General features: G+C 72.8%; 22 protein-coding genes and 1 tRNA gene. 3 read left to right on the forward strand and 20 right to left on the reverse strand.

The features are described from left to right. Positions 1–2 precede the first annotated feature (2 nt). From AB0K51_RS16210 to AB0K51_RS16265, 12 genes are all read right to left on the reverse strand, one after another. The gene (locus tag AB0K51_RS16210; protein WP_363454980.1) at positions 3–671 is read right to left on the reverse strand and encodes a 1-hydroxy-2-methyl-2-butenyl 4-diphosphate reductase; all 669 of its coding nucleotides are present in this window, start codon (positions 669–671) and stop codon (positions 3–5) included. Next, positions 668–2,623 carry a squalene--hopene cyclase gene (shc, locus tag AB0K51_RS16215; protein ID WP_363454983.1) on the reverse strand — a complete coding sequence of 652 codons (1,956 nt, stop codon included), beginning with the start codon at positions 2,621–2,623 and terminating at the stop codon, positions 668–670. Before shc ends, AB0K51_RS16210 begins: the two co-directional genes overlap by 4 nt. A gap of 6 nt (positions 2,624–2,629) precedes the next feature. Continuing rightward, positions 2,630–3,703, reverse strand: a complete 1,074-nt coding sequence (locus AB0K51_RS16220) for a polyprenyl synthetase family protein (RefSeq protein ID WP_363454986.1) — start codon at positions 3,701–3,703, stop codon at positions 2,630–2,632. Between the two features lie 89 nt (positions 3,704–3,792). Then, on the reverse strand, positions 3,793–5,190 hold the full coding sequence (hpnE, locus tag AB0K51_RS16225; protein WP_363454988.1) for a hydroxysqualene dehydroxylase HpnE: 1,398 nt from the start codon (positions 5,188–5,190) through the stop codon (positions 3,793–3,795). 97 nt (positions 5,191–5,287) lie between these two features. Continuing rightward, positions 5,288–6,145: a presqualene diphosphate synthase HpnD gene (gene hpnD / locus AB0K51_RS16230; RefSeq protein WP_363455121.1), complete on the reverse strand. Its 858-nt coding sequence runs from the start codon at positions 6,143–6,145 to the stop codon at positions 5,288–5,290. A 41-nt stretch (positions 6,146–6,186) separates the two neighbouring features. Continuing rightward, positions 6,187–7,173, reverse strand: coding sequence for a squalene synthase HpnC (gene hpnC, locus AB0K51_RS16235; protein WP_363454991.1), 987 nt, complete (start codon positions 7,171–7,173; stop codon positions 6,187–6,189). A gap of 153 nt (positions 7,174–7,326) precedes the next feature. Further along, positions 7,327–8,142: an ABC transporter ATP-binding protein gene (locus AB0K51_RS16240; RefSeq protein WP_363454993.1), complete on the reverse strand. Its 816-nt coding sequence runs from the start codon at positions 8,140–8,142 to the stop codon at positions 7,327–7,329. Further along, positions 8,135–9,106 carry an ABC transporter permease gene (locus AB0K51_RS16245; protein WP_363454996.1) on the reverse strand — a complete coding sequence of 324 codons (972 nt, stop codon included), beginning with the start codon at positions 9,104–9,106 and terminating at the stop codon, positions 8,135–8,137. The genes AB0K51_RS16240 and AB0K51_RS16245 overlap by 8 nt, the downstream gene beginning before the upstream one ends. A gap of 119 nt (positions 9,107–9,225) precedes the next feature. After that, positions 9,226–10,110, reverse strand: coding sequence for a glycosyltransferase (locus AB0K51_RS16250; protein WP_363454999.1), 885 nt, complete (start codon positions 10,108–10,110; stop codon positions 9,226–9,228). Beyond that, on the reverse strand, positions 10,107–10,844 hold the full coding sequence (locus AB0K51_RS16255; protein ID WP_363455124.1) for a CDP-alcohol phosphatidyltransferase family protein: 738 nt from the start codon (positions 10,842–10,844) through the stop codon (positions 10,107–10,109). The genes AB0K51_RS16250 and AB0K51_RS16255 overlap by 4 nt, the downstream gene beginning before the upstream one ends. 70 nt (positions 10,845–10,914) lie before the next feature. Beyond that, the gene (locus tag AB0K51_RS16260) at positions 10,915–11,976 is read right to left on the reverse strand and encodes an iron-containing alcohol dehydrogenase family protein (RefSeq protein WP_363455002.1); all 1,062 of its coding nucleotides are present in this window, start codon (positions 11,974–11,976) and stop codon (positions 10,915–10,917) included. Then, positions 11,964–12,719, reverse strand: a complete 756-nt coding sequence (locus AB0K51_RS16265) for a phosphocholine cytidylyltransferase family protein (RefSeq protein ID WP_363455005.1) — start codon at positions 12,717–12,719, stop codon at positions 11,964–11,966. Before AB0K51_RS16265 ends, AB0K51_RS16260 begins: the two co-directional genes overlap by 13 nt. Before the next feature lie 439 nt (positions 12,720–13,158). Between AB0K51_RS16265 and idi the strand changes: the two genes are divergently transcribed. After that, the gene (gene idi, locus AB0K51_RS16270) at positions 13,159–13,764 is read left to right on the forward strand and encodes an isopentenyl-diphosphate Delta-isomerase (RefSeq protein WP_363455008.1); all 606 of its coding nucleotides are present in this window, start codon (positions 13,159–13,161) and stop codon (positions 13,762–13,764) included. Positions 13,765–13,785: 21 nt separating this feature from the next. Here idi and AB0K51_RS16275 read toward each other — a convergent pair whose 3' ends face one another. Beyond that, positions 13,786–14,325 (reverse strand): ATP-binding protein, encoded by a 540-nt coding sequence (locus AB0K51_RS16275; protein WP_363455011.1) that lies wholly within the window; start codon positions 14,323–14,325, stop codon positions 13,786–13,788. Positions 14,326–14,758: 433 nt separating this feature from the next. Between AB0K51_RS16275 and AB0K51_RS16280 the strand changes: the two genes are divergently transcribed. After that, positions 14,759–14,846, forward strand: a tRNA-Leu gene (locus tag AB0K51_RS16280). A gap of 100 nt (positions 14,847–14,946) precedes the next feature. Here AB0K51_RS16280 and AB0K51_RS16285 read toward each other — a convergent pair. Next, positions 14,947–15,357, reverse strand: coding sequence for a Fur family transcriptional regulator (locus tag AB0K51_RS16285; RefSeq protein WP_363455014.1), 411 nt, complete (start codon positions 15,355–15,357; stop codon positions 14,947–14,949). Between the two features lie 204 nt (positions 15,358–15,561). Here AB0K51_RS16285 and katG point away from each other — a divergent pair, with 204 nt between their 5' ends. After that, positions 15,562–17,781 (forward strand): catalase/peroxidase HPI, encoded by a 2,220-nt coding sequence (gene katG / locus AB0K51_RS16290; RefSeq protein WP_363455016.1) that lies wholly within the window; start codon positions 15,562–15,564, stop codon positions 17,779–17,781. A 70-nt stretch (positions 17,782–17,851) separates the two neighbouring features. Here the strand turns inward: katG and ddaH are convergent, their stop codons facing one another. The 6 genes from ddaH to tsrT all read right to left on the reverse strand — a co-directional run bounded on the left by ddaH (position 17,852) and on the right by tsrT (position 23,409). Next, positions 17,852–18,709 (reverse strand): dimethylargininase, encoded by an 858-nt coding sequence (gene ddaH / locus AB0K51_RS16295; RefSeq protein ID WP_363455126.1) that lies wholly within the window; start codon positions 18,707–18,709, stop codon positions 17,852–17,854. Between the two features lie 22 nt (positions 18,710–18,731). Beyond that, the gene (locus AB0K51_RS16300; protein WP_363455019.1) at positions 18,732–20,096 is read right to left on the reverse strand and encodes an FAD-dependent oxidoreductase; all 1,365 of its coding nucleotides are present in this window, start codon (positions 20,094–20,096) and stop codon (positions 18,732–18,734) included. After that, complete coding sequence (locus AB0K51_RS16305) at positions 20,093–20,446, reverse strand: hypothetical protein (protein ID WP_363455022.1); 354 nt, start codon at positions 20,444–20,446, stop codon at positions 20,093–20,095. Before AB0K51_RS16305 ends, AB0K51_RS16300 begins: the two co-directional genes overlap by 4 nt. Next, positions 20,443–20,790, reverse strand: coding sequence for a cupin domain-containing protein (locus tag AB0K51_RS16310; protein WP_363455025.1), 348 nt, complete (start codon positions 20,788–20,790; stop codon positions 20,443–20,445). Before AB0K51_RS16310 ends, AB0K51_RS16305 begins: the two co-directional genes overlap by 4 nt. A 45-nt stretch (positions 20,791–20,835) precedes the next feature. Next, positions 20,836–21,510: a response regulator transcription factor gene (locus tag AB0K51_RS16315; RefSeq protein ID WP_363455028.1), complete on the reverse strand. Its 675-nt coding sequence runs from the start codon at positions 21,508–21,510 to the stop codon at positions 20,836–20,838. Between the two features lie 192 nt (positions 21,511–21,702). Next, positions 21,703–23,409, reverse strand: coding sequence for a tryptophan 2-C-methyltransferase (gene tsrT, locus AB0K51_RS16320; RefSeq protein WP_363455031.1), 1,707 nt, complete (start codon positions 23,407–23,409; stop codon positions 21,703–21,705). Between the last annotated feature and the right edge of the window lie 7 nt (positions 23,410–23,416).

Below are 23,416 nucleotides of genomic sequence, written 5' to 3' on the forward strand. Positions count from 1 at the left end.
GCTTAGCTCGCCTCCTGAGGGAGCGTCGAGGGCTGTGGGTTCGTCAGCTCGTGCGGCGTGGCGGCGGTCTGCCGGTGCCACGCGGTCAGGGCGGGAACGGCGGCCCGCAGCGTCCGCCAGGCGCGGACGCCGGCCGGCAGGGTGCCGGGGCGGATCAGTTCCCGTTCGGGGGTGTCGACCACGATGCGCAGCACCGCGGCGGGCAGTTGCGGGGCGAGGGCGGCGCGGGCGGCGAGCACGGCGGCGGCCTCCATGTCGACGGCCAGCGCCCCGGCGGCGTACAGCAGGCCGCGCTCGGGGCCGCGCACCACGTGGTCGGCGGTGTGGTGGGCGCCCAGGTGGGCGCGCAGGCCGGCCTCCTCCAGCGCGGTGGCCAGGGCGGGCGCCGAGTCCAGCGGGTGGTCGCCGCCCTCCGGGTCGGTGACCCGGTCCGCGACGATCACCTCGCCGGGCCGGATGCCGGGGCCGAGCGCGGCGCCGAACCCGGCCACCACCAGCGCCCCGTACCCGCCGGTGGCGAGCAGGCCCGCGGCCCTGGTGCGGGCCCGGCGGCGGCCCATGCCGGTGCGGGCCAGCACCGGGTGGCCGCCGGCCGCGCCGGACCAGTCGCCGCCGCGCAGCGCCCAGGCCTCCGGGCCGAGCGCGCAGAGCACCAGCAGCGGGGCGGTCATCGCCCGCTCCGGCCGAGCGGGCTGTCGTGCACGTAGCGGCCGAGCGCGGTGACCGGGAAGACCAGCCGGTAGAGGTGGTAGTTGATGGAGAAGTCCCAGGGGAAGCCGGTGCCGGTGAACTGCGGTTCGTCCCAGGTTCCGTCGGGGCGCTGGGTGGCCACCAGCCAGGCGAGGCCGCGCTGGACCTGGTCGGAGTCGCGCTCGCCGGCCGCGAGCAGCGCCATCAGCGCCCAGGCGGTCTGCGAGGCGGTGGACTCGCCGCGGCCGGCCCAGGTGGCCGGGTCCTCGTAGGAGCGCATGTCCTCGCCCCAGCCGCCGTCCGGGTTCTGCCGGCTGGCCAGCCAGTCGACGGCCCGGCGGATCGCCGGGTGGCCGGGGGTGAGGCCGGCCGCGACCAGGGCGGGTACCACCGAGCCGGTGCCGTAGATGTAGTTGGTGCCCCAGCGGCCGAACCAGGAGCCGTCGGCCTCCTGGTTGCGCAGCAGCCAGGCGACGCCGCGCCGGGTGCGCGGGTCGCTGGTCAGGCCCGCCTCGGCGAGCATCTCCACCACGTGGGCGGTGACGTCCGCGGAGGGCGGGTCGATCACCTCGCCGAAGTCGCAGAACGGCAGCTTGTTGGGGAGCTTGCTGGTGTTGTCGGCGTCGAACGCGCCCCAGGCGCCGTCCTTGGACTGCATGCCGAGGTTCCAGCCGACCGCGCGTTCCACCGCGCCGGCCAGCCGGTCGGGGTCGGGGTGGTGGACCCGGCGCAGTGCGAGCACCACCTCGGCGGTGTCGTCGACGTCCGGGTAGGTGTCGTTCTGGAACTCGAAGGCCCAGCCGCCGGGGGCGAGCCGGGGGCGCTTGACGGACCAGTCGCCGCGGGTGGTGATCTCCTCGCCGAGCATCCACTCGCCGGCCCGGACCAGCGCCGGGTGGTCGCCGGGCAGTCCGGCGTCGCGCAGCGCGATGGTGGCCAGGCAGGTGTCCCAGACCGGGGACTGGCAGGCCTCCAGCCAGCGCTCGCCCTGCTGGGTGTGCACGGTGAAGCCCTCGAAGGCGGCCAGCCCGGCCTTCATCACGGGGTGGTCGAGCTGGTAGCCCATCAGCCGCAGCGCGATCAGCGAGTACACCGCCGGGGGCTGGATGCCGCCCCAGCAGCCGTCCGCCTCCTGCCGTTCGATGATCCAGGCGGCGGCCTGCCGCAGCGCGAGGCGGCGGACCGGCTTGATGGCGTGCCGGTGGTAGCGGTGCATCAGCTGGTCGAGCCGCTGGAACAGGCCGTCCCAGGTGTGCGCGGGGGCCAGCGGCTGGGCGGGGAAAGGATTCGCCGGGTCGGTGTGCAGCTCGGCCAGGTCGAAGGGGGCCGGGCGGACCGGGCGGTGCGCGGAGACCACGGTGAGCGGGACGATGGTCTGCCGGGCCCACTGGCCGAAGGAGTAGATGTTCAGCGGCGCCCAGCTGGGCAGGAACAGCACCTCGGGCGGCAGCTCCGGCAGCCGCTCCCAGGGCCACCAGCCGAACAGCGCCAGCCAGATCCGGGTGAACACCCGGGCGGCGGCGATCCCGCCGGAGCGGCGGACGTACTCGGCGGCGGCCTGCATGTGCGGGGCTCCGGCGGCGTCCCCGGCGAGGCGCAGGGCGACGTACGCCTCCACCGTGGTGGACAGCTCCGGCGGGCCGCCGTGGAAGGTCGCCCAGGTGCCGTCCTCCCGCTGCCGGGAGCGGATCCAGGCCGCGGTGGCCCGGGTCTGCTCCTCGGTGCGGATGCCCAGGAACTGGCGCAGCAGCAGGTCTTCGGCGTCCATGGTGACGTTGGTCTCCAGGTCGCCCTTCCACCAGCCGTCGGCGTGCTGCAGTGACAGCAGGTGTGCGGTGGCGCGGCTGAGCGCCGCCGCGGTTGAGGAATCGTCAGATCGTGTTACTGCAACTGGAGCTTGGGGATCAAGCCGTCCGCCCGCGGTTGCTGTCACCTCTGGTCACCTCTCTCGGACCACCACGAATTCGGCGAGTGCGACGAAGTGCTCGCGCACCTCGTCGGCCATGGGGACCTCGCCGAGCGCGGCGAGGGCGGTGTCGTACTGGCGGCGGGCTTCCTCCTGTGTCCAGGCCCGGCCGCCGGCCTGCTCGATCAGTGCGGCGCGGGCGGCGAGCCGCTGCTCGCTCTCCTCGCCGCGGCCGACCGGGTCGGCCAGCTGTGCGGCCAGCTCGCGGGAGGCGGCGCCCCCCTCGGCCAGTGCGGCGCACACCGGGAGCGACTTCTTCCGCGACTGGAGGTCGCTCCAGTGCGGCTTGCCGGTCACCTCGGTGGCACCCCAGATGCCCAGCAGGTCGTCCACCGCCTGGAAGGCCAGGCCCAGGTGGTAGCCGTACCGCTGGAGCGCGTCGGAGACCCGGTCGTCGGCACCGGCCAGCACCGCGCCGATCGCCGCGGAGGCCGCCAGCAGGGCGCCGGTCTTGCCGCCCTCCATGGCGAGGCACTCCTCGACCGTGACCGCGTCGCGCTGTTCGAACGAGACGTCCAGTGCCTGGCCGTCGATCAACCGCCGGGTGGCGGTGGTGATCAAGCGGACGGCGCGCGCGGCGTCCGCCGGGTCGGCCCCGCCGGTCACCGCGGCGTCCAGCAGGACCTCGGTGCCGAGGGTGGCCAGCGCGTCGCCGACCAGGATGGCCTGCGCCGGACCGAACACCGTCCACGCGGTGGCCCGGTGCCGCCGCGTCTCGTCTCCGTCCATCAGATCATCATGGAGGAGGGAAAAGTTGTGCACCAGCTCCACCGACACGCCGCCCGGTACGCCCACCCGTGCGTCCGCACCCACCGCTTCGGCGGACAGCAGCGCCAGCGCCGGGCGGACCGCCTTGCCGCCGTCACCGGCCGCCGGGCGGCCGTCGCGGTCGATCCAGCCGAAGTGGTAGGCCGCCACGCCGTCCATCGGTGCCGCCAGACGGGCGACGGCCGCCCGCATCGGCGGCGTGCAGAGCGTGCGTCCGCGCGCCAGCAGGTCCAGGACCGTCGGGGTGTCCTTGACCGTCGCGCCGGTGCGAGCCTCCACGTGCGTTCCCTCTCGGTACGTCGGCCCGGCCGCGACGGGCGGCCGGCCGGATGCGATCTCGGTGGTCGGGGGGTGGGGGGACGGGGGCGTCATCGGGGCCACCGCCCGTCGCCGCGGTCCTCCGGGAGCCAACCGGTGCCCGCCAGGGCGGCGTCGGCCGCCGCGTGGCCGCTGCGCACCGCGCCCTCCATGGTCGCGGGCCAGCCGGTGGCGGTCCAGGACCCGGCGAGCAGCACGCCCGGCATGCCCGTGCGCGCGCCCGGGCGCAACCGGGCGGTGCCGGGCGCGGGGTCGAAGGTGGCGGTGCGCTCCCGGGTGACGAAGAAGTCCAGCACCCGCGCTTCGCGGGCGGCGGGCAGCAGCCGCTCCAGCTCCGGCAGGTAGCGCGCGCGCAGCTCGGCGACCGGCAGGTCGATCTCGTCCTCGGCGGCGGACTGCGAGACCGCCAGGTACTGGGCGCCGGGGACGGCCAGCCCGGAGTGCGCGGTGCGGTCGAAGACGAACTGCACCGGGGAGCCGAGCGCGGCGAAGAACGGGCGGCGCAGCAGCTTGCGGTCGTAGACCACGTGCACGTTGAGGATCGGCGCGGTGCCGAACTCGGCGAGCCGCTGCTGCTGCGGGATCGCGCCGGGCGGCAGCAGCGCGGCGGCGGTGTCCTGGGCGCCGGCCAGCACCACGGTGTCGGCGGTGAGCAGCTCGCCGCCCTCCAGCCGGACGGCGTGGGGTTCGGCGGCCTTCAGCTCGGCGGCCTTGGTGCGCAGCATGACCCGCACCCCGGCCCGTTCGAGCTCGGCCAGCGCCCGGTCGTGGTGGATCTCGCCGAGCGGGACGGCGGCCATGCCGATGTCGGCGGCGCCGGGGTCGGAGAGCAGGCCGGTCTTGAACACCTTGGCGGCGAGCGCCATCGAGGTGCGGTCGGCGGTGGCGTTCAGGGTGGCGATGCCGACGAGGTCCCAGACCGCCTCGACGGTGGCCGGGGTCTGGCCGTGCCGTCGCAGCCAGTCACCGAAGGAGAGGTCGTCGAGCGCCGGGTCGTCGAGGTCGAGCCGCTGCAGCGCGAGCGCCCCGCGCACCACCCGGAGGCGGTCGGCGGGGCTCAGGTGCGGGTAGGTGGCGAGGCTGGCGGCCAGGTGCAGCGGGACGGGCAGCTGGGCGCGGCGCAGCCGGCCGAGGGTGCGGGTGCCGTCGGCGGCCAGGCCGAGCACCGGGACGTCCAGCCGGGGCTGCAGGTCGACCAGGGCGTTAGCGCCGAGCCGGTCGACCAGGCCGCGGTAGGCGGTGCAGCAGCGCAGGTAGACGTGCTGGCCGTTGTCGACGGTCAGCTCGCCGCGGCGGAACGAGAAGGCCAGCCCGCCGAGCCGGGGGCGGGCCTCCAGCAGGGTGGTGCGGTGGCCGGCCTCGGCGAGCCGGAGGGCGGCGGTGATGCCGGCCAGGCCGCCGCCGACCACCAGCGCGGAGGGCTGCCGGTCACGCGTCGGCGTGGTCATCGGCTCTCCCCCCTGGTCGCGGCGGTCTGCGGGAACAACAAGGGGCACCGGTGTCGTGATTCCCTGTTGACACAGCGTGACATAACTGGCTTGAGAATCAAGAACGCCCTCCGGCGAGCCCGGACAGTGCCACGTACGCCTTCTCCCAGCCCGGCAGGGACACCCGGCCGCGCAGCACGGAGTGCGGATCGGCGGCGATCCGGCCGAGCAGGCGGTGGTAGATGCCGGCCATCGCGGCGGTGGCGGCGCGGCTGCGGCGGTCCAGCATCGGCAGCAGCCGCAGGCCCTCCTCGAAGGCGCGCTGGGCGCGGTCGGCCTCGAAGGCGACCAGGCCGGTGAAGTCTGCGCCGACCGGCAGCTCCGGGAGGGCGAAGCCCTGCTGGCAGCCGAACCGGACCAGATCCTCGGTGGGCAGGTAGGTGCGGCCGTTCAGGGCGTCCTCGCGGACGTCGCGCAGGATGTTGGTGAGCTGCAGCGCGAGGCCCAGGGTGTCGGCGTACTCGGCGCCGCGCTCCCAGTCCTCGCAGCCGTAGACGCCGAGCGAGAGGCGGCCGATCGAGCCGGCCACGCAGCGGCAGTACACCTTGAGCTCGTCGTAGGTGCCGTACTCGACGCCCTTGAGGTCCATCTCCACGCCGTCGATCAGCTCGTCGAAGCCGCTGAGCGGGATCGGGAAGCGGCGGGCGGCGTCGGCCAGCGCGACCTTGATCGGGTCGGTGTCGTCCTCGCCGACCGCGCCGGAGCGGACCTCCTCCAGCAGGGCGCGGGTGCGGCCCAGCGCCTCGGCCTTCTGCTCCGCCGGCAGTTCGCCGTCGCCGATGTCGTCGACCCGGCGGGCCAGCGCGTACAGCGCGGACATCGCGAGCCGCTTGGCCTCCGGCAGCAGGCGGATGCCGTAGCTGAAGTTGCGCGCCTGCAGGGCGGTGACCGCCTCGCAGTAGCGGTAGGCCGCCATGACCGGCGCGGACGCCAGTGGTGATGCCCCCACGCGGGCGCTCACCTTCCCTTCGCGAAGAGTGCCGCCGCCCGGATCGCCAGGCGGCGCTTGTCGGGCTTCGCCTGGTGGGCGAGTACGTCGTACCCGGCTGCCGCGATGGCGTCCAGGGCCGCGTACCCGCCGGCGGTGAATCCCGCCAGCAGCAGTCGGAGCCTCCCGTGAACCGTACCCACCAGCGGCGCTCCGCGGTCGAGCAGGGTCCGGGCCCGGCTCGCCTCCCAGGCGACCAGTTGGCGCACCCCGCGGGAGGCGGTGGGCGCGGCGAGGTCGTCCTCGGTGACGCCGAACGCGACGAGGTCCTCCTGCGGGAGGTAGATCCGGCCGCGGCCGAGGTCCTCGGCGACGTCCTGCAGGTGCTCGACGATCTGCAGCGCGGTGCAGATCGCGTCGGAGAGCTCGATCCGCTCGGGCGTGGCACGGCCGGCCAGGGCGAGCACCAGGCGGCCGACCGGGTCGGCGGAGAGGGTGCAGTAGTGCAGCAGGTCGGCGTACTCGGGGTAGCGGGTGGTGGTCTGGTCCACCCGGTTGGCCTCGATCAGCCGGCGGAACGGCTCGGGGGTGACGGCGTGCCGCTCGATCAGCGGGACCAGCGCGCGCATCAGCGGGTGGCGGGGCTCGCCGGAGGCGGTGCCCAGCACGGTTCCGCCCAGGACGGCCGCGCCCGGGACGGTGTCGCCCGGACCGGGGTCGGCCAGCGCGGTGGCGAAGGCGCGGTCGAGGTCGCGCTCCAGGCCGTCCAGCAGGGCCGGCCGGAAGCCGTCGTCGGCCGGGTCGCCGGCCACGTCCAGCAGCCGGGCCACCGCGGCCGGGTCGGCGAGGTCGCCGTCGCCCGCGTCGTCGATCAGCCGGGCGAAGCCGTAGACCGCCATCAGGTCGTCCCGCCAGGCGGCGGGCAGGAAGCCGGGCGCGACCGGGAAGTTCTCCCGGTCGGCCTTCTCCAGTGTCACCGCGGCAGTCTGGTTATCTGATTTTGTTGAAGCTGACACTGCTGTCACTCCCCCGTTCTACACCGCTCCCGGCCGCCGTGCGGCCTCGGACACGCTCCCGTCGCCCCGACTTCACCCGCCGCACGGCGCAGGGCCGGTGCCAGGGGGTCGAGCCCCCCGACACCGGCCCTGCGACCGGCGGCGACGCCCCGGTCAGGGGCGCTCGCCCTTCTCGTACAGCCGGACGACCTCGTCGGTGTGGCCGTCCATCACCATCTCGCCGTGCTCGATCCAGATGGTCCGCTCGCAGACCTCGCGGATCGAGTTGTTGTCGTGGCTGACCAGGAAGACCGTGCCCGCCGCCTTGCGCAGCTCGTCGATCCGCTTCTTCGAGCGCTGCTGGAAGCCCTGGTCGCCGGTGGCGAGGGCCTCGTCGATCAGCAGCACGTCGTGGGTCTTCGCCGCCGCGATGGAGAACCGCAGGCGGGCGCCCATGCCGGACGAGTAGGTGCGCATCGGCAGCGAGATGAAGTCGCCCTTCTCGTTGATGCCGGAGAAGTCGACGATGCCCTGGTAGCGCTTGCGCACCTCGGCCGGGGACATGCCCATCGCCAGGCAGCCGAGCACCACGTTGCGCTCGCCGGTCAGGTCGTTCATCAGCGCCGCGTTCACGCCCAGCAGCGAGGGCTGGCCGTTGGTGTAGATGGCGCCCTTCTCGGTCGGCAGCAGGCCGGCGATGGCCGCCAGCATGGTCGACTTGCCGGAGCCGTTCGAGCCGATCAGGCCGACCGCCTCGCCCTTGTACGCGGTGAAGCTGATCCCGCGAACCGCGTGCACCTCGCGGATGGACGGGGACTTCTTGCGCGCGATGATCCGGCTCAGCGCCGAGGTGGCGCTGCCCTTGCCGGCGCCCGCACCGTGCACCTTGTAGACGATGTGCACGTCGTCCACCACCACGGTGGGCGTGCGCGTCTCCTCGACCGCCACCGGGGTCGCCTCCTTGACCTCACTGAGAGTTGCGTCAGCCACGGCCGTACTCCTCCTCCGCCTTCCAGAAGAACACGAAGCCGAGCACGAAGGCGACGACCGCCCAGGTACCGGCCATGATCCAGATGTGGTCCGGCAGGATCAGCGCCTTGGGCAGCTGGTGGCCGGAGGCGTCGTAGCCGCCCGGGTACTTCTTCGGGTCGAAGCTGTCCGGCATGAACGCGTAGCGCATCAGGTCCATGTAGACCGTCGCCGGGTTCCACGAGTAGACGGTCTGCCAGATCTTCGGCCAGCTCTGGATGTAGCCGGAGACGCTGTACATGACGCCGGAGACGTACATCCAGGTGCGCAGCAGGAACGGCATCAGCTGCGAGATGTCGGAGGTCTTCGAGCCGATCCGGGCCATCACCATGGCCAGGCCGGTGTTGAACAGCGACTGCAGGATCAGCGCGGGGATGATCAGGAACCAGGTCATCGCCGGCATCACGCCGCTGAACAGCACGATCGCGACCAGCACCACCATCGAGATCAGCAGCTGCTGGAGCTGGATCACGGTGAAGGCGATCGGCAGGCAGGCGCGCGGGAAGTACAGCGCCCGGATCAGGCCCAGGTTGTCGGAGATCGACCGGGTGCCGGCCTGGATCGCGCTCTGCGAGAACTGGAAGACGAAGACGCCGACGCACAGCCACGCGATGTAGACCGGCACGCCGTCGCGGCTGCGCATGATCACACCGAAGACCAGGTAGAACACCGCGCAGTTGAGCAGCGGGGTGAGCACCTGCCAGAGCTGGCCGAGCTTCGCGGTGGTGTACTGCGCGACCAGCCGGGCGGTGGCGAACGCGCCGATGAAGGCGCGGCGGGCCCACAGCTGGCGCACGTACTCCGGCAGGCTCGGCCGCTTGCCGCTCACGGACAGGCCGTACTTCTGCGCGAGTTGCTTGGGGGTCAGACCCGCGTCAGTGCCCCTCGGTGCGGAGAGGTTGACCGGGTCACTCAGTGTCGACACATTCGTCCTTCAGGGGAGTTCCCGCGTCCTGCGCCGGGGAGACGGCCGAGGACCGGGGTGTAACCACACGGATCACGGGTTTGCGCGCGGCCGGCACGGGGGATGCCGATCGGTTGCGATCAGATGATTGGCGGTCTGCCGAGCCTGGTCAAGCGCCAGACCGTGGACCAGCGCATCGGCCGGCGCCGGCCGCAGGGTTCGCTCCAGCCCGCCCGGAACCCGCCCAGCCACGCCTTGAGCGCCGCACCGGACGGGCGGCGGGCCAGCGTGAGCAGGAACCAGGTCCCCAGGTAGAGAGGCACCAACGGGGCCGGAAGGTTCCGCCGGGCCAGCCAGACGCGGTTGCGGGCCACGTTGTGGAAGTACGCGGCGTGCCGGGCCGGGGAGGTCGCCGGGTGGTACAGCACCACGTCCGGGCGGTAGTCGATCGACCAGCCGGCGTCCAGCGCCCGCCAGGCCAGGTCGGTCTCCTCGTGGGCGTAGAAGAACTCCGCGGGCAGCTGCCCGGCCTGCGGGAAGACCGCGCTGCGCACCGCGCTGGCACCGCCCAGGAAGGTGGTCACCCGGGAGCCGCGCAGCGGGTCGCTGGCGCGCAGCCGGGGGACGTGGCGGCGCTGGGTGGTGCCGGTCTCCGGGTCGGCGATCCGGAACGAGACGATGCCGAGCGCCGGGTCGGCGGTGAACGCCTCGCGCAGCAGCTTCGCGGAGTCGGTGTTCGGCAGCAGGCCGTCGTCGTCCAGGAAGAGCACCGCGTCGACGTCCCGGCCGTCCGGGCCGAACAGCTCGATGCCGACGTTGCGGCCGCCGGGGATGCCGAGGTTCTCCGGCAGCTCGGCGGTGCGCACGCCCTCCGGCAGCGGCGGCAGCGGGGCACCGTTGCCGACCACCGCGAGTTCCACCGACGGGCCCTGCTGGGCGCGCACCGAGTCGATCAGGGCGGTCAGCTCGGCGGGCCGGTTGCCCATGGTGATGATGACCGCGCCGAGGCGGAACCCGTCGCTCATCGCAGCCTGCTGGACAGGACGATGCTGAGCAGGTGCAGGACGGTCTGCAGCATCGCGATGGCGGCGAGCACCACGACCGCGAGCCGGGTGAAGAACAGGTCGCCGCGCACCGCGTCGGCGATGCCCGCGGCCAGGATGAACAGCGAGGCCTCGACCGCGCCGACCAGGCGGTGGAACTTCAGCAGCGAGGCGGCCCGGCGGGCCTTGGCGACGGTGTTCGAGCGCGGCACCGAGGCGCTGTCCTCGACGGCGGTCAGCCCGGAGCGGGCCCGGGCGACGTCGACCAGGTCGGTCTCGGACTTGATCAGGATCGCGCCGAGCGCGGCCAGGGTGCCCAGGAAGGCCCACTGCCAGGCGGCGGCGCTGCCCTCGCGGTGGAACAGGTCGGTGGCGCGCAGGCCGAGGCCGGTGAGCAGCGCGGCCTCGGACATGTAGTGGCCGACCCGGTCCAGGTAGACGCCGGTGAGCGAGGTCTGCCGGCGCCAGCGGGCGACCTCGCCGTCCACGCAGTCGAGCAGCAGGTAGACCTGGATCAGCAGGGCGCCGAGGATCGCGCCGGTCAGGCCCGGGACGATCAGGGCGGCGCCGGCCAGGATGCCGGTGACCATCATCAGGTAGGTCAGGCCGTTGGGGGTGATCGCGGTGACCGTCGAGAGGACCCGGGTGATCCGCAGCGAGATCTTCCGCATGTACAGGCGGCCCGCCCAGTGCTCGGCACTGCGGCGCTGCAGCATGCCCTCGGGGTGGATCACCGCCCGCAGCTCCTCGATCGAGGGGCGGCGGGTCAGGTCCACCGCAGGGCGTTCAGCTGTTGACGGCTTGGACATAGTCGGCGTACGCGTCCCTGATGTCAGAGGGGGAGAGGTCGAGGTGTTCCAGGATGGTGAAGCGCCCCGGTCTGGTGTTCGGAGCGTAGTGCACCGCTTCGGTGAACTCCGCCTCGGTGAAGCCGATCTGATCGGCGGTCACCGGCAGGTTGTGGAAGCGCAGGCGCTCCACGACCAGTCCGGACAACTCCCGCTCGCCCCGCAGGAAGCTGGCGAAGGCCGCGCCGAGGCCGACCTGTTCGCCGTGCTGCGCGGACCGCTTGGGGTGGAGCACGTCCAGGGCGTGCGAGATCTCGTGGCAGGCCCCCGAGCTGGGCCGGGTGCTGCCCGCGATGTTCATCGCGATGCCGGACAGTACCAGGGCTTCCGCCAGCAGTGTCAGCAGGTCCCGGTCGTCCAGGCTGCCCGGGTGCCGGAGCAGGTTCTCGCCGGCCGAGCGGGCCATCGCGACGGCCAGGCCGTCGATCGGCTCGCCGGTGACGGTGTGCGAGAGCTCCCAGTCGGCGCAGGCCGAGATGTTGGAGACCACGTCGCCGATCCCGGCCGCGACGAAGCGCTTCGGGGCCTTGGCGATCACGTCCAGGTCGACCACGATGCCGATCGGGCTGGGCACGCCGTAGGAGCCGCGGCCGGCGTCGTTGTCGAGGGTGGAGACCGGGGAGCAGATGCCGTCGTGGGCGAGGTTGGTGGCGACCGCGACCACCGGCAGGCCGACCCGCGCCGCGGCGTACTTGGCGGCGTCGATGATCTTGCCGCCGCCGAGGCCGACCAGGGCGTCGTAGTGGCCCCGGCGGATCTCGTCGGCCAGCTTGACCGCACTGTCCAGTGACCCGTCGGCGACCTGGTACCAGTCGGCGCCGGGCAGCGCGGGCTCCAGCCGCTCGCGCAGCAGGGCGCCGGAGCCGCCGCTGATCGCGATCGCGATCCGGCCGGCGGCGGACAGCCGCTGGTCGGCGAGGATGCCGCCGAGGGCGTCCAGCGCGCCGGGCCGGATCTCGGTGAAGACCGGCGACGGCAGCAGGCGGGTCAGTACCGGCACGCGATCTCCCGGGCCTTGGCCAGGTCGTCGTGGTTGTCCACCTCGACCCAGGAGACCTCGCCGATCGGCTGCACGTCGATGCGCAGGCCGCGGTCGACCATCTCCTGGTAGCCGTCCTCGTAGTACAGCTGCGGGTCGCGCTCGAAGACCGTCTGCAGCGCGTCGGCGAGCGGGGCGGCGGCGGACGGGTTGATCACGGTGACGCCGATGTACTCGCCGGTGGCGTCCAGCGGGTCCATCAGCTTGGTGATCCGGCGCATGCCGAGCGCGGGGTCGACGACGACCTTCATCTCCTCGTCGGCGAGCTTCTTCACGGTGTCCAGCGCGAGCAGGATGCCGGGGGCCGCGCCCTCCTTGATCCGCCGGTCGTTGCCGTCCAGCATGGTGCGCTGCACCGAGGCGGGGTGGACGGTGTCGCCGTTGGCCAGCAGCAGGCCCTCGCCGAACAGGTCGCGGGCGCACCACAGCGAGTAGGCGTTGTTCCACTCCTCGGCCTTGTCGTTCTCGACCAGGGTGAGCTTGACGCCGTACTTCTGCTCCAGCGCGTCCTTGCGGTCGTACACCGCCTCCTTGCGGTAGCCGACCACGATCGCGGCCTCGCGCAGGCCGACCTCGGCGAAGTTCCCGAGCGTCAGGTCGAGCACGGTGCGGTCCCCGTCGACCGGCACCAGTGCCTTGGGCAGGGTGTCGGTGTACGGACGGAGCCGACGGCCGGCGCCGGCGGCCAGGACGAGGCCGATCATGCGGGACTCCTGAGTCTCGGGTGCCGCGCGGAGCCTGGGCGGCGCCGGGCGGCCTGCGTGCGGCCGCGGCTGCGGCGCGCCGGGCGGGCCGGCCTGCGGTCCGCCGTGTCCCACAGATGGTAGGCGACCCCGGCGACCTGCCAGAACGCGCCCTGACGCGGGCAGCGGTCGTCCGGGTGAACGCTCGGCGGCGGTTGCTGGGCGCAGGATGATCGCGGTCCGAACACTTTTGCCAGTCATCCGGTCGACTGCCCCCCGCGTGTGCGTCGGACCCCCGGGGCCGCTGGGCCATACGGCAGACTTGGGCCCCGATGCCGTCGCCGGACCGGCCTGCCCGGGACGCGGCGGTGTGCAGCCGACCTCCGGACCGGGTGGGCGGACCGGGCCAGCGGGCCCGGGCGACGGCACCGGTCCACGCGCCGAAAGGGGCCCCAAGCCCATGAGTCCAGCTGTCAGCCCGACCGACCTGTCCGCGGCGGAGCTCTCCGTACCCTCCCCCTCCGCTCCCGGGGAGATCCTGCTGGAGCTGGTGGACGACGAGGGCGTCACCATCGGGACCGGCGAGAAGCTCTGGGCGCACCAGCAGCCGGGCCGGCTGCACCGGGCCTTCTCGGTGTTCCTCTTCGACCGGCAGGGCCGGATGCTGCTGCAGCGCCGCGCGCTCGGCAAGTACCACTCCCCCGGCGTCTGGTCGAACACCTGCTGCGGCCACCCGTACCCCGGCGAGCAGCCGTTCGTCGCCGCCGCCCGCCGCACCTCCGAGGAGCTGGGCGCCGCCCCGGCGCTGCTCTGCGAGGCCGGCACCGTCCGGTACGACCTGCCCGACGAGGCGTCCGGGCTGATCGAGCGGGAGTGGAACCACCTGTTCGTCGGGCTGGTCACCGCGGACCTGGAGCCGGACCCGGACGAGGTGGAGGACACCCGGTTCGTGACCGCCGCGGAGCTGCGCGAGCTGCAGGCGCAGAAGCCGTTCTCGGTGTGGTTCACCACGGTGTTCGAGGCCGCGCTGCCCGGGATCCGGGAGATCGCCGGCCGGGACTGGTGACGCCGCGGGGGTGACGGCCGGTCAGTAGTCCGGGTCGTCGTCGGGATCGGCGGGGCCGGTCCCGGCGGCGCGCGGGCCGGGTAGCGGGAGGGTGGCCCAGATGACCTTGCCGCCGCTGTCGGTGCGCTCCACGTCGCAGGCCCCGCCGGCCTGCAGGGTGACGCTCTTGACCAGCAGCAGCCCCCGTCCGCCGGGTCTGGCGGGGTCGTTCTCCTGCGCCTTCGGCCGGTACGGGTGGCCGTCCAGCACCGAGATCCGCACCCAGCCCTGGCCGATGGCCAGTTCGCAGGTGACCTCCGGGGAGAGCACCGCGGCGTGCGTCACCGCGTTGGAGACCAGCTCGGAGACGATCAGCAGCAGGTCGTCGACGAGTTCCTGGTAGCGCTCGCCCGCCATCCCCTGAGCCAGCAGCCGGTCGCGCACCGCGTGCCGGGTGCGCGGGACCGAGGCCTCGTTGGAGACCGCCGAGAACTGCCACACCCCCTGGCCCGGCCCCGGGTCCGCGTCCCGGTCCGGCCACCAGGTCGCCGCGTCGGCGGTCACCTTGTCGTTCTGCTCCACGGCATGCCGCCCTTCACGCGGTGACGGGAGGCTCGCCCGCCCGGCCCGGACCGGCGGCGTCTGTCGGGAATCGGGCGTTCCGCTCAAGGCTCCCTGGTCCACAGAGGCTAGGAGAGCACCCGCCGGTGACCCGCACCGGGACTGGAACTACGCGTGTCGTGAAGGTTCCCGACCGATTCCGTGCCCCTTGTGCACCCTCCTGCCCGGTCGAGTCGCCCCCGCCGCCCACTGCTGTCGCCCGAACGGCCGTTCAACGGCCCCGACCAGCGGGATTGCGCCACCGCTCGCCCCGCTTGCCCCGGTATGCCCGGTTCCCTCGCCGAGAGGCCCGCGCAGGCCCGAAAACGCAGGTGAGAAGCACTCCGCGAGCCTGGTAGTGTTCTCTCTGTCGCCAGGGAGCAGCCGAAAGGAAGCCCCCAGGTGAACACCACCGGTCCGGGTGGCGGAATGGCAGACGCGCTAGCTTGAGGTGCTAGTGCCCTTTATCGGGCGTGGGGGTTCAAGTCCCCCCTCGGACACCAGCAGGAAACGAAACCGCAGGTCGCGAAGGCGACTTGCGGTTTTTGTCTGCCCCGGACGCGGAGGACCCCGCCCTTGACGCGGGCGGGGCTGCGTCGGCGGTCAGGCGCAGTCGGGGCAGAGGCCGCGGTAGGTGACCTCGGCGCTGGCGACGGCGAAGCCGAAGCGTTCGGCGGCCGGGAGGGCGGCGAGCGGGTCGCCGGTGGGGTGGACGTCCCGGATGGTGCCGCAGGCGGAGCAGACCAGGTGCTGGTGCGGGCGGTGCGCGTTGGGGTCGTAGCGCTTGGCCCGGCCGTCGGTGGCGACCTCCAGGATCTCGCCGAGGGTGACCAGTTCGCCGAGGGTGTTGTAGACGGTGGCGCGGGAGATCTCCGGGAGGCGCTGCGCGGCGCGCGCGTGCACCTCGTCCGCGGTGAGGTGGACGTGGTCGCCGTCCAGCACCTCGGCCACCACCCGCCGCTGCGCGGTCATCCGCCAGCCGCGGCCACGCAGCCGTTCCAGCAGGTCACTCATGTGTTCACCCATTCAGCTCAACGAACGCCCGAACTGTACAGGGCGCCGCGACGCGCCCCGGTCCGAGCGGTACCACCACCCGTTTGACCCACTTCTTGACTTAGAATTCGTCTATCTTAGGATCGGTTCCGGCGAACAGCCAAGGCCACCGATTCGCCCGAATGCCCGCGCAGAGTGTGATCCGCCTGATCCGGAGGGATTCCCATGCCTGAGAACGACGACGCCATCGTCACCGACGCGAAGACGGAGGAGGGGTCCGGCGGCTGCCCGGTGGTGCACGGCCGCGCCGCTCACCCGACCCAGGGCGGCGGGAACCGCCAGTGGTGGCCCAACCGGCTCAACCTGAAGATCCTGGCGAAGAACCCGGCGGTGGCGAACCCGCTGGGCGGGGACTTCGACTACGCCGCGGCGTTCAGCGCCCTCGACCTTCCGGCCGTGAAGCGGGACATCGCCGAGGTGCTGACCACCTCGCAGGACTGGTGGCCGGCCGACTTCGGCAACTACGGCCCGCTGATGATCCGGATGGCCTGGCACAGCGCCGGCACCTACCGGATCAGCGACGGCCGCGGCGGCGCGGGCGCCGGTCAGCAGCGCTTCGCCCCGCTGAACAGCTGGCCGGACAACGGCAACCTGGACAAGGCCCGCCGCCTGCTGTGGCCGGTGAAGAAGAAGTACGGCCAGAACCTCTCCTGGGCCGACCTGATGATCCTGGCGGGCAACGTCGCGCTGGAGACCATGGGCTTCGACACCTTCGGCTTCGGCGGCGGCCGCGCCGACGTCTGGGAGCCCGACGAGGACGTGTACTGGGGCCCGGAGACCACCTGGCTGGGCGACGAGCGCTACACCGGCGACCGCCAGCTGGAGGAGCCGCTGGGCGCCGTCCAGATGGGCCTGATCTACGTCAACCCGGAGGGCCCGAACGGCAACCCGGACCCGATCGCCGCGGCCCGCGACATCCGCGAGACCTTCCGCCGGATGGCGATGAACGACGAGGAGACCGTCGCGCTGATCGCCGGCGGCCACACCTTCGGCAAGACGCACGGCGCCGGCCCGGCCGAGAACGTCGGGGCGGACCCGGAGGGCGCGCCGCTGGAGGAGCAGGGCCTGGGCTGGAAGAGCACCTACCGCACCGGCAAGGGCGGCGACGCGATCACCTCCGGTCTCGAGGTCACCTGGACCACCACGCCGACCCAGTGGAGCAACGGCTTCTTCCACAACCTCTTCGAGTACGAGTACGAGCTCACCCAGAGCCCGGCCGGTGCCAACCAGTGGGTGGCCAAGAACGCCGAGGCGGTCGTGCCGGACGCCTTCGACCCGGCGAAGAAGCACCTGCCGACCATGCTCACCACCGACCTGTCGCTGCGCTTCGACCCGGTGTACGAGCCGATCTCGCGGCGCTTCTACGAGCACCCCGAGCAGTTCGCGGACGCCTTCGCCCGCGCCTGGTACAAGCTGACCCACCGTGACATGGGCCCGGTGGCGCGCTACCTCGGTTCCGAGGTGCCGTCCGAGGTGCTGCTGTGGCAGGACCCGCTGCCGGCCCGCGAGGGTGAGCTGCTGGACGACGCCGACGTGGCGGCGCTCAAGGAGCAGGTGCTCGCCACCGACCTGACCACCGCCCAGCTGGTGTCGGCGGCCTGGGCCTCGGCGAGCTCGTTCCGCGGCTCGGACAAGCGCGGCGGCGCCAACGGCGCCCGGGTGCGGCTGGAGCCGCAGCGCGGCTGGGAGGCCAACGACCCGGAGCAGCTGGCGCAGGTGCTGCGGGTGCTGGAGGGCGTCCGGGAGTCCTTCAACGCGGCGGGCGGCAAGCAGGTCTCGCTGGCCGACCTGATCGTGCTGGCGGGCACCGCCGCGGTCGAGCGGGCCGCGCGGGCCGGCGGCGTGGACGTCGTGGTGGACTTCAGCCCCGGCCGGGTGGACGCCGCGCAGGACCAGACCGACGTGGAGTCGTTCTCCGCGCTGGAGCCGCAGGCCGACGGGTTCCGCAACTACCTGGGCAAGGGCACCCGGCTGCCGGCCGAGTACCTGCTGGTCGACAAGGCGAACCTGCTGGACCTGTCCGCCCCCGAGCTGACCGTGCTGGTCGGCGGCCTGCGGGTGCTGGGCGCCAACCACGGCGGCTCGCAGCACGGCGTGTTCACCGACCGTCCGGGCACCCTGAGCAACGACTTCTTCGTCAACCTGCTCGACATGGACGTCGCGTGGTCGGCGGTCTCCGCGGACGCCACCACCTTCGAGGGCCGGGACGCCTCCGGTGCGGTGAAGTGGACCGGCACCCGGGCCGACCTGGTGTTCGGCTCCAACTCGGAGCTGCGGGCGCTGGCCGAGGTGTACGCCTCGGACGACGCCAAGGAGAAGTTCGTCAAGGACTTCGCCGCCGCCTGGAGCAAGGTGATGGACCTGGACCGGTTCGACCTGGTCTGAGCCTGACCCGCTGAAGCCCCGGGCCCGCCGTGCGAACGGCGGGCCCGGGGCTTTCACGCGCGGGGGCGCCTCAGCGGCGCAGCTCCAGGGTGCAGCACTTGACGCTGCCGCCGGCCCGGAGCAGTTCGGTGAGGTTGACGCCGATCGGGGTGAAGCCGCGCTCGCGCAGCCGCTCGGCCAGGTCGACGGCGGCCTCGGGCAGGATCACGTGCTTGCCGTCGGAGACCGCGTTGAGGCCGAAGACCCCGGCGTCGGCGGCGGTGGCGAGCAGCGCGTCGGGGTAGAGGCGCTCCAGGACGGCCCGGGACTCGGCGGTGAAGGCCTCCGGGTAGTACATGATCTCGGTGTCGGAGAGCACGGCCAGCGCGGTGTCGAGGTGGTAGTAGCGCGGGTCGACGAGCTCCAGGGTGACCACCTCGCGGCCGAGGAACTCGGCGGCCTCGGCGTGCGCCTCGCGGTCGGTGCGGAAGCCGGTGCCGGCCAGGATCCGGTCGCCGACGACCAGCAGGTCGCCCTCGCCCTCGTTGGTGAACCCGGCCTGCCGGACGTCCTGGAAGCCGTTCTCGCGGAACCACGCGGCGTAGCCGGGGGCCTCGGCGACCCGCTCCTGGTAGCGGAAGCGGGCGACCAGCACCTTGCCGTCGACCACGGTGGCGCCGTTGGCGGCGAAGACCATGTCGGGCAGGCCGGGGAGCGGCTCGATCAGCTCGACGGTGTGGCCGAGGCTCGTGAAGAGGGCGTGCAGCTGCTCCCACTGGGCGAGGGCCGCGCCGTTGTCGGTGGGCTTCGCCGGGTCCATCCACGGGTTGATGGAGTAGTCGACGGTGAAGTGGGCCGGCCGGCACATCAGGTAGTGCCGGGGGCGGGAGGTACGCGGCGACACGGTGGTGTCCTTCCGGGCATGCCGGCGGAACTGACGGGTGGTCAGCGGGCCGGGCGGGGGTTAATGGTCAACTGCCGATGGACTGCGGGAAGTTGAACACTTGGTCCGGGTCGTGGCGGCGCTTGACGGCCACCAGCCGCGGGTAGTTCGCACCGTAGTAGGCGGTGCGCCATTCCCGCAGGTCAGGGTCGGTGAAATTCAGGTATGCCCCGTCGATCGCGTACGGGACGATCAGGTGGTCGAGCTCGGCCAGCCAGGCCAGCTGGGCGGCCACCGCGGCGGGGTCGTCGTCCTCCTGCCAGGAGGTGTCCAGGCTGACCAGGAACTCGGCGCCGCGGTGGACGAAGGCGGTGGCGTGCGGGTCGACCCGGTTGATCGCGCCGCCCCAGCCGAACAGGGCGAGGCCGCAGCCGTCGGGGTTGTCGCTGCCGGGCCAGGCGGCCAGGTGGGCGAGGACGGCGTCGACCGCCTCGGGCGGCAGCGGGCCGGTGGCGAAGTGCGTGCGGACGGCGAACGCCCCGGCGCTGGTCTCGTGCTGGAGGTAGTCCATGGCGTCCCAGAAGTCCCGGTCGGCGATGTCGGCGCGCAGCGGCGCGGCGGCGGCCAGCGCGGGGGCGAGCAGCTCGCGCAGTTCGGCGGCGGGGCCGAGGTGCAGGCCGACGGTGGAGACCGTGGTGCCGGCCCGGGAGGCCGCGACGCCGAGCCGCAGCGAGGTCTGCTCGGGGGCGGTGAGCATCAGCCGCTGCACCGCGGCGAGGACGGCGGGGGCGTCGGCGGCGTCCCAGAGCAGCAGGCAGGTGCTGGCGGCGGGGGCTTCGACGGCCTGGAAGGTGAGGTCGAGGTTGATGCCGAAGTTGCCTCCGCCGCCGCCCCGGCAGGCCCAGAACAGGTCCGGGTTGCGCTGGTCGTCGCAGTCCAGGGCGGTGGCGTCGGCGGTGGCCAGGGTGGTGTGGCGCAGGGTGTCGGCGGTGAGGCCGAGGCGGCGGGAGGTGGCGGCGGAGCCGCCGCCGAGGGCGAGCCCGGCGATGCCGACGCCGGCGCCGTTGCCGAGCGGCAGGGCGAGCCCGTGCGGGCGCAGCGCGGCGTAGAGGGCGCCGGTGAGGACGCCGCCGCCGACGGTGACCCGGCCGGTGCCGGGGTCGACGGTGATCGCGTCGAGCGCCCGCAGGTCGACCACCAGGCCGGTGTTGACGGAGTGTCCGGCGTAGGAGTGGCCGCCGCCGCGTGGGACGATCGGGACGCGGGCCTCGCGGGCCCAGTCGACGGCGCGCAGCACGTCGGCGCGGTCGGCCGCCCGCAGCACGGCGGCGGGGGCGCGGTCGGCCCAGCGGCGGTTGAAGGGGGTGGAGGACTCGGTGAAGCCGGCCTCGCCGGGGCGGAGCAGGGCGCCGGTGGTGTGTTTGTCGAGCAGCGCCCAGTCGGGGGCGGTCATCCGGTGATCTCCTCGATGGTGGAGGTGCCGTGGGCGGCGTGCGGGCCGTAGCGCTCCCACTGCTCGTGCAGCCGGATCCGGCCGTCGGCGGTGAGCGAGGGGGTGTTGCGGCTGCGGCCGCAGACCACCTCGCCGCTGGTGAAGACGATGGTGTAGCCCATGGCGAGGGTGCCGTCGGCCTCGCGGGTGCCGGCGGTCCAGCCGCGCTGCACGGTGCCGCCGGCGACCTCGCCCCAGACCAGGTCGCCCTGCTGGTGGTAGACGGCGACGGTGCGCCGGTCGCCGTCGGGGGCGTGGAAGCGGCGGCCCTCGTAGTCGATCTGGCGGGGGTTCAGGTGATGGGGGTTCACTCCTGCCACCAGATGGCGTAGTAGGCGAAGTCCTCGTCGTACGGGTTGGCGACCGAGTGGTCGCGGTCGGCGGGCAGTTGCACCAGGTCGCCGGCGGCGACGGGGTGGCTGCCGTCGGCGTTGCGGACCTCGCCGCGGCCGGACATGCAGATGAAGAGCTCGCGTTCGGAGTGCTGGTGGACGTCGGTGACGTCGCCGGGGCGCAGCACGCACCAGGCGCCGTGGAAGGGGGCGGTGAGGCCGTCCCACGGGTGCAGCAGCTTCAGGTCGAGGCCGTGGGCGCGTTCGAGCTGGTCGGGTTCCTGGCGGCGGATGACGAGGCCGCCCGGGGTGCTTTCGGGCATGGTTCGGCTCCGATCGGTGGGTCGTGCGGCGGAGTTGACGAGGCGTCAGTCGCGGCGCAGGCCGAGTCCGGCGTCCCGGGCGAGGACGATGGCCTGGGCGCGGTCGGCGACGCCGAGCTTGCCGAAGATGCTGGACAGGCGGTTGCTGATGGTCTTGGAGGCGAGCTCGAGCTCGCGGGCGATCGCGGTGGTGGACCGGCCGGCCGCGAGGTGTTCCAGCACTTCGCGCTCACGGTCGCTGAGTTGCGGGAACGGGTAGCTGCGCACGATGCGCGGGGCGGCGCCGATCAGCGTGCAGAGCCGGGCGGCGATGGTGCGGTCGACGATCGCGTCGCCGGCGCCCACCGCGTGGATGCCGCGCAGGATCTGGTCGGCGGTGGCGCGTTTGACCAGGTAGCCGCGGGCGCCGGCGTGGAAGGCGGTGGCCACGGTCTTGTCGTCGTCGAGGGTGCTGAAGACCAGCACGCCGGTCGCCGGGGTGAGCCGGACCACCTGGGTGATCATCCGCATGCCGGGGGCGTCGTCCATCAGCGGGTCGAGGACCAGGACGTCCGGACGGTGCCGGGTGGTGGCGGCGAGCACCTCACCGGTGGTGCTCGCCTCGCCGACCACCGCGACCCCGCCGGACGCCTCCACCATCGCGCGCACGCCCTGTCGGACGGCCGGCTGCACGTCGGCGAGGAGCACGGTCAGCGGCGCGGAACTCCCGTGCTGGTTCATCTACCCCTCGTGACATGTGTGGTCGGTGGGCAGGCGCGGATGTGTGGGTACACAGGGCGACCCGGCGGTGATGATTCCGTGGCGTCATCATGGTCGGGTCAAACAGCGTCCTCAAGTGTTCAATGTCATACCGATTTTGATCGTTTCACCGCACTCGTCCGGCGGTATGACGGGTGGCTGCGGACGGCTGCTTCATTCGGCGTAGCTTGCCTCCCGGGCCTTGCGCAGGATCTCCTCGCGGCTGCGCCAGTGCGACCAGAACGCGCCGGTGTAGCCGAGGCCGCTGAGACTGGTGAGGAACGGGTTGTCGGCGTAGTTGTTGTCGTGCTCGCTCATGCCCTCGACGGTGGGCAGCATCACCCGGTAGTGCTCGGCCGGGTCGACCAGGTCCCACAGCGCGGTGACCGCGCCGTGCCAGCGCTCCTCGGGGTCGGCGGCGCGGGCCGGGTCGGGCAGCAGGTCCGGCGAGAAGTAGCAGACCAGCCGGAAGTTGCCGTGCTCGTCGAACATGAACTGCCGCTCGTACTCGGCCGGGGAGGCGCACTGCCGCAGCGGCTTGAGCACGATCGGGCCGCTCGCGGTGTTGGACTGAAGGCCGGGGACGGTGCGCACGCCGTCGCAGCGCTCGGCGAAGTCCATGCCCATCGGGGTGTACGGGAACAGCCGCAGGCCGAGCGAGAAGCCGGTGACGGTGGCGTCCAGCGCCATGAAGGCGTCGACGCAGTCCTTCATGGTCTCGACGGTCTCGCCGGGCATCCCGAACAGCGCCTCCACCATGGTCAGGATGCCGCGTTCGTGGCAGAGCCGGACCAGCCGCTCGGTGTCGGCGAATGTGTAGTAGGTGCCGCCCTTCTCGGTGACCTTCCAACCGCTGAGCACGTCGGCGCGGATGTGGTCGCTGCCGACGTTGACGCCGCGGCAGCCGGCCGCCGCCAGCAGGTCGGCGAACTCCTCGTCGAACGGGCTGGGCTGGCAGTAGACCCACAGGCGCAGCCGGTTCAGCGGGTTGGCCGGGTCGGCGTGCCGACGGCGGACGATCTCCCGCAGCAGCGACTTGGCGTGGGCGATGGAGAGGTTGAACTCGCTGTCGGTGGTGTGCTGGTCGAGGATGCCCTGGGCGGCCAGTCCCTCCATCTCGTCGACCACCGCGGGGATGTCGCGCTGGCCGTAGCGGATGCCCTTGGCGTCCGGTTCGACGCAGTGCGAACAGCGGTACGCGCAGCCGTTCTTGGTGAGGATCGAGCCGAGGCCGCCGCGCCGGTAGTACTCCAGGTTGTCCACCCGGTACTGCTGTCCGGAGCGTCTGCGGTACACCGACAGCTGGTCCACCTGCCACACCCGGGGCTCGAACTGCCCGGTGGCGGCCACCTCCTGGGTCTCGCCGTGGCGCACGGTGAGCACCGCGGGCGGGACCCGCCGGGCGCCCTGCTCGGTGTTGCGGATCAGTCCGGCGACGCCCGCGGTGTCGCGGCCCTCGGCCAGCGCGGTGGCCAGTTCGCAGAGGATCTTCTCGCCGGGGCCCTTCACCCCGTACTCGATGCCGAAGTACTCGACCAGGGCGAACGGCATGGTCGAGAAGCCGATCCCGCCGCCGACCACGGGCGCGTCGGTCAGCCGCCGGATCTCGGTGATGATCTCCCGGTGCTCGCCGACGAACGGGCGCTGTTCGAAGGCGTAGACGGTGTCGGTGTTGCGGACGGTCACCCCGACCAGCATGGGGCTGCGCTGGGCGAAGTACTCGCTCAGGCAGGTCTTCCAGTCCTCCCGGTGGAAGGTCAGGTCGAGGACCTCCACTTCGAAGCCGGCGGTCTCCAGTGCGGTGGTCAGCACGTCGAGCGCGTAGGGGGCGATCGGCGGATGCACCTTGTTGGGGTTGACCAGAAGGACGAGTCTGCTCATGGGTTCC

This window comes from Kitasatospora sp. NPDC049285 (genome assembly GCF_040678815.1).
In the GTDB taxonomy this organism is placed as follows: domain Bacteria; phylum Actinomycetota; class Actinomycetes; order Streptomycetales; family Streptomycetaceae; genus Kitasatospora.

Excerpts from the sequence above, each read along its gene's own strand:
- AB0K51_RS16210 (WP_363454980.1), bottom strand. The coding sequence starts at position 671 with ATGACCGCCCCGCTGCTGGTGCTCTGCGCGCTCGGCCCGGAGGCCTGG.
- hpnE (WP_363454988.1), bottom strand. The coding sequence starts at position 5,190 with ATGACCACGCCGACGCGTGACCGGCAGCCCTCCGCGCTGGTGGTCGGC.
- hpnD (WP_363455121.1), bottom strand. The coding sequence starts at position 6,145 with ATGGCGGCCTACCGCTACTGCGAGGCGGTCACCGCCCTGCAGGCGCGC.
- AB0K51_RS16250 (WP_363454999.1), bottom strand. The coding sequence starts at position 10,110 with ATGAGCGACGGGTTCCGCCTCGGCGCGGTCATCATCACCATGGGCAAC.
- AB0K51_RS16255 (WP_363455124.1), bottom strand. The coding sequence starts at position 10,844 with ATGCTGCAGCGCCGCAGTGCCGAGCACTGGGCGGGCCGCCTGTACATG.
- AB0K51_RS16265 (WP_363455005.1), bottom strand. The coding sequence starts at position 12,719 with ATGATCGGCCTCGTCCTGGCCGCCGGCGCCGGCCGTCGGCTCCGTCCG.
- idi (WP_363455008.1), top strand. The coding sequence starts at position 13,159 with ATGAGTCCAGCTGTCAGCCCGACCGACCTGTCCGCGGCGGAGCTCTCC.
- AB0K51_RS16285 (WP_363455014.1), bottom strand. The coding sequence starts at position 15,357 with ATGAGTGACCTGCTGGAACGGCTGCGTGGCCGCGGCTGGCGGATGACC.
- katG (WP_363455016.1), top strand. The coding sequence starts at position 15,562 with ATGCCTGAGAACGACGACGCCATCGTCACCGACGCGAAGACGGAGGAG.
- AB0K51_RS16300 (WP_363455019.1), bottom strand. The coding sequence starts at position 20,096 with ATGACCGCCCCCGACTGGGCGCTGCTCGACAAACACACCACCGGCGCC.
- AB0K51_RS16310 (WP_363455025.1), bottom strand. The coding sequence starts at position 20,790 with ATGCCCGAAAGCACCCCGGGCGGCCTCGTCATCCGCCGCCAGGAACCC.
- AB0K51_RS16315 (WP_363455028.1), bottom strand. The coding sequence starts at position 21,510 with ATGAACCAGCACGGGAGTTCCGCGCCGCTGACCGTGCTCCTCGCCGAC.
- tsrT (WP_363455031.1), bottom strand. The coding sequence starts at position 23,409 with ATGAGCAGACTCGTCCTTCTGGTCAACCCCAACAAGGTGCATCCGCCG.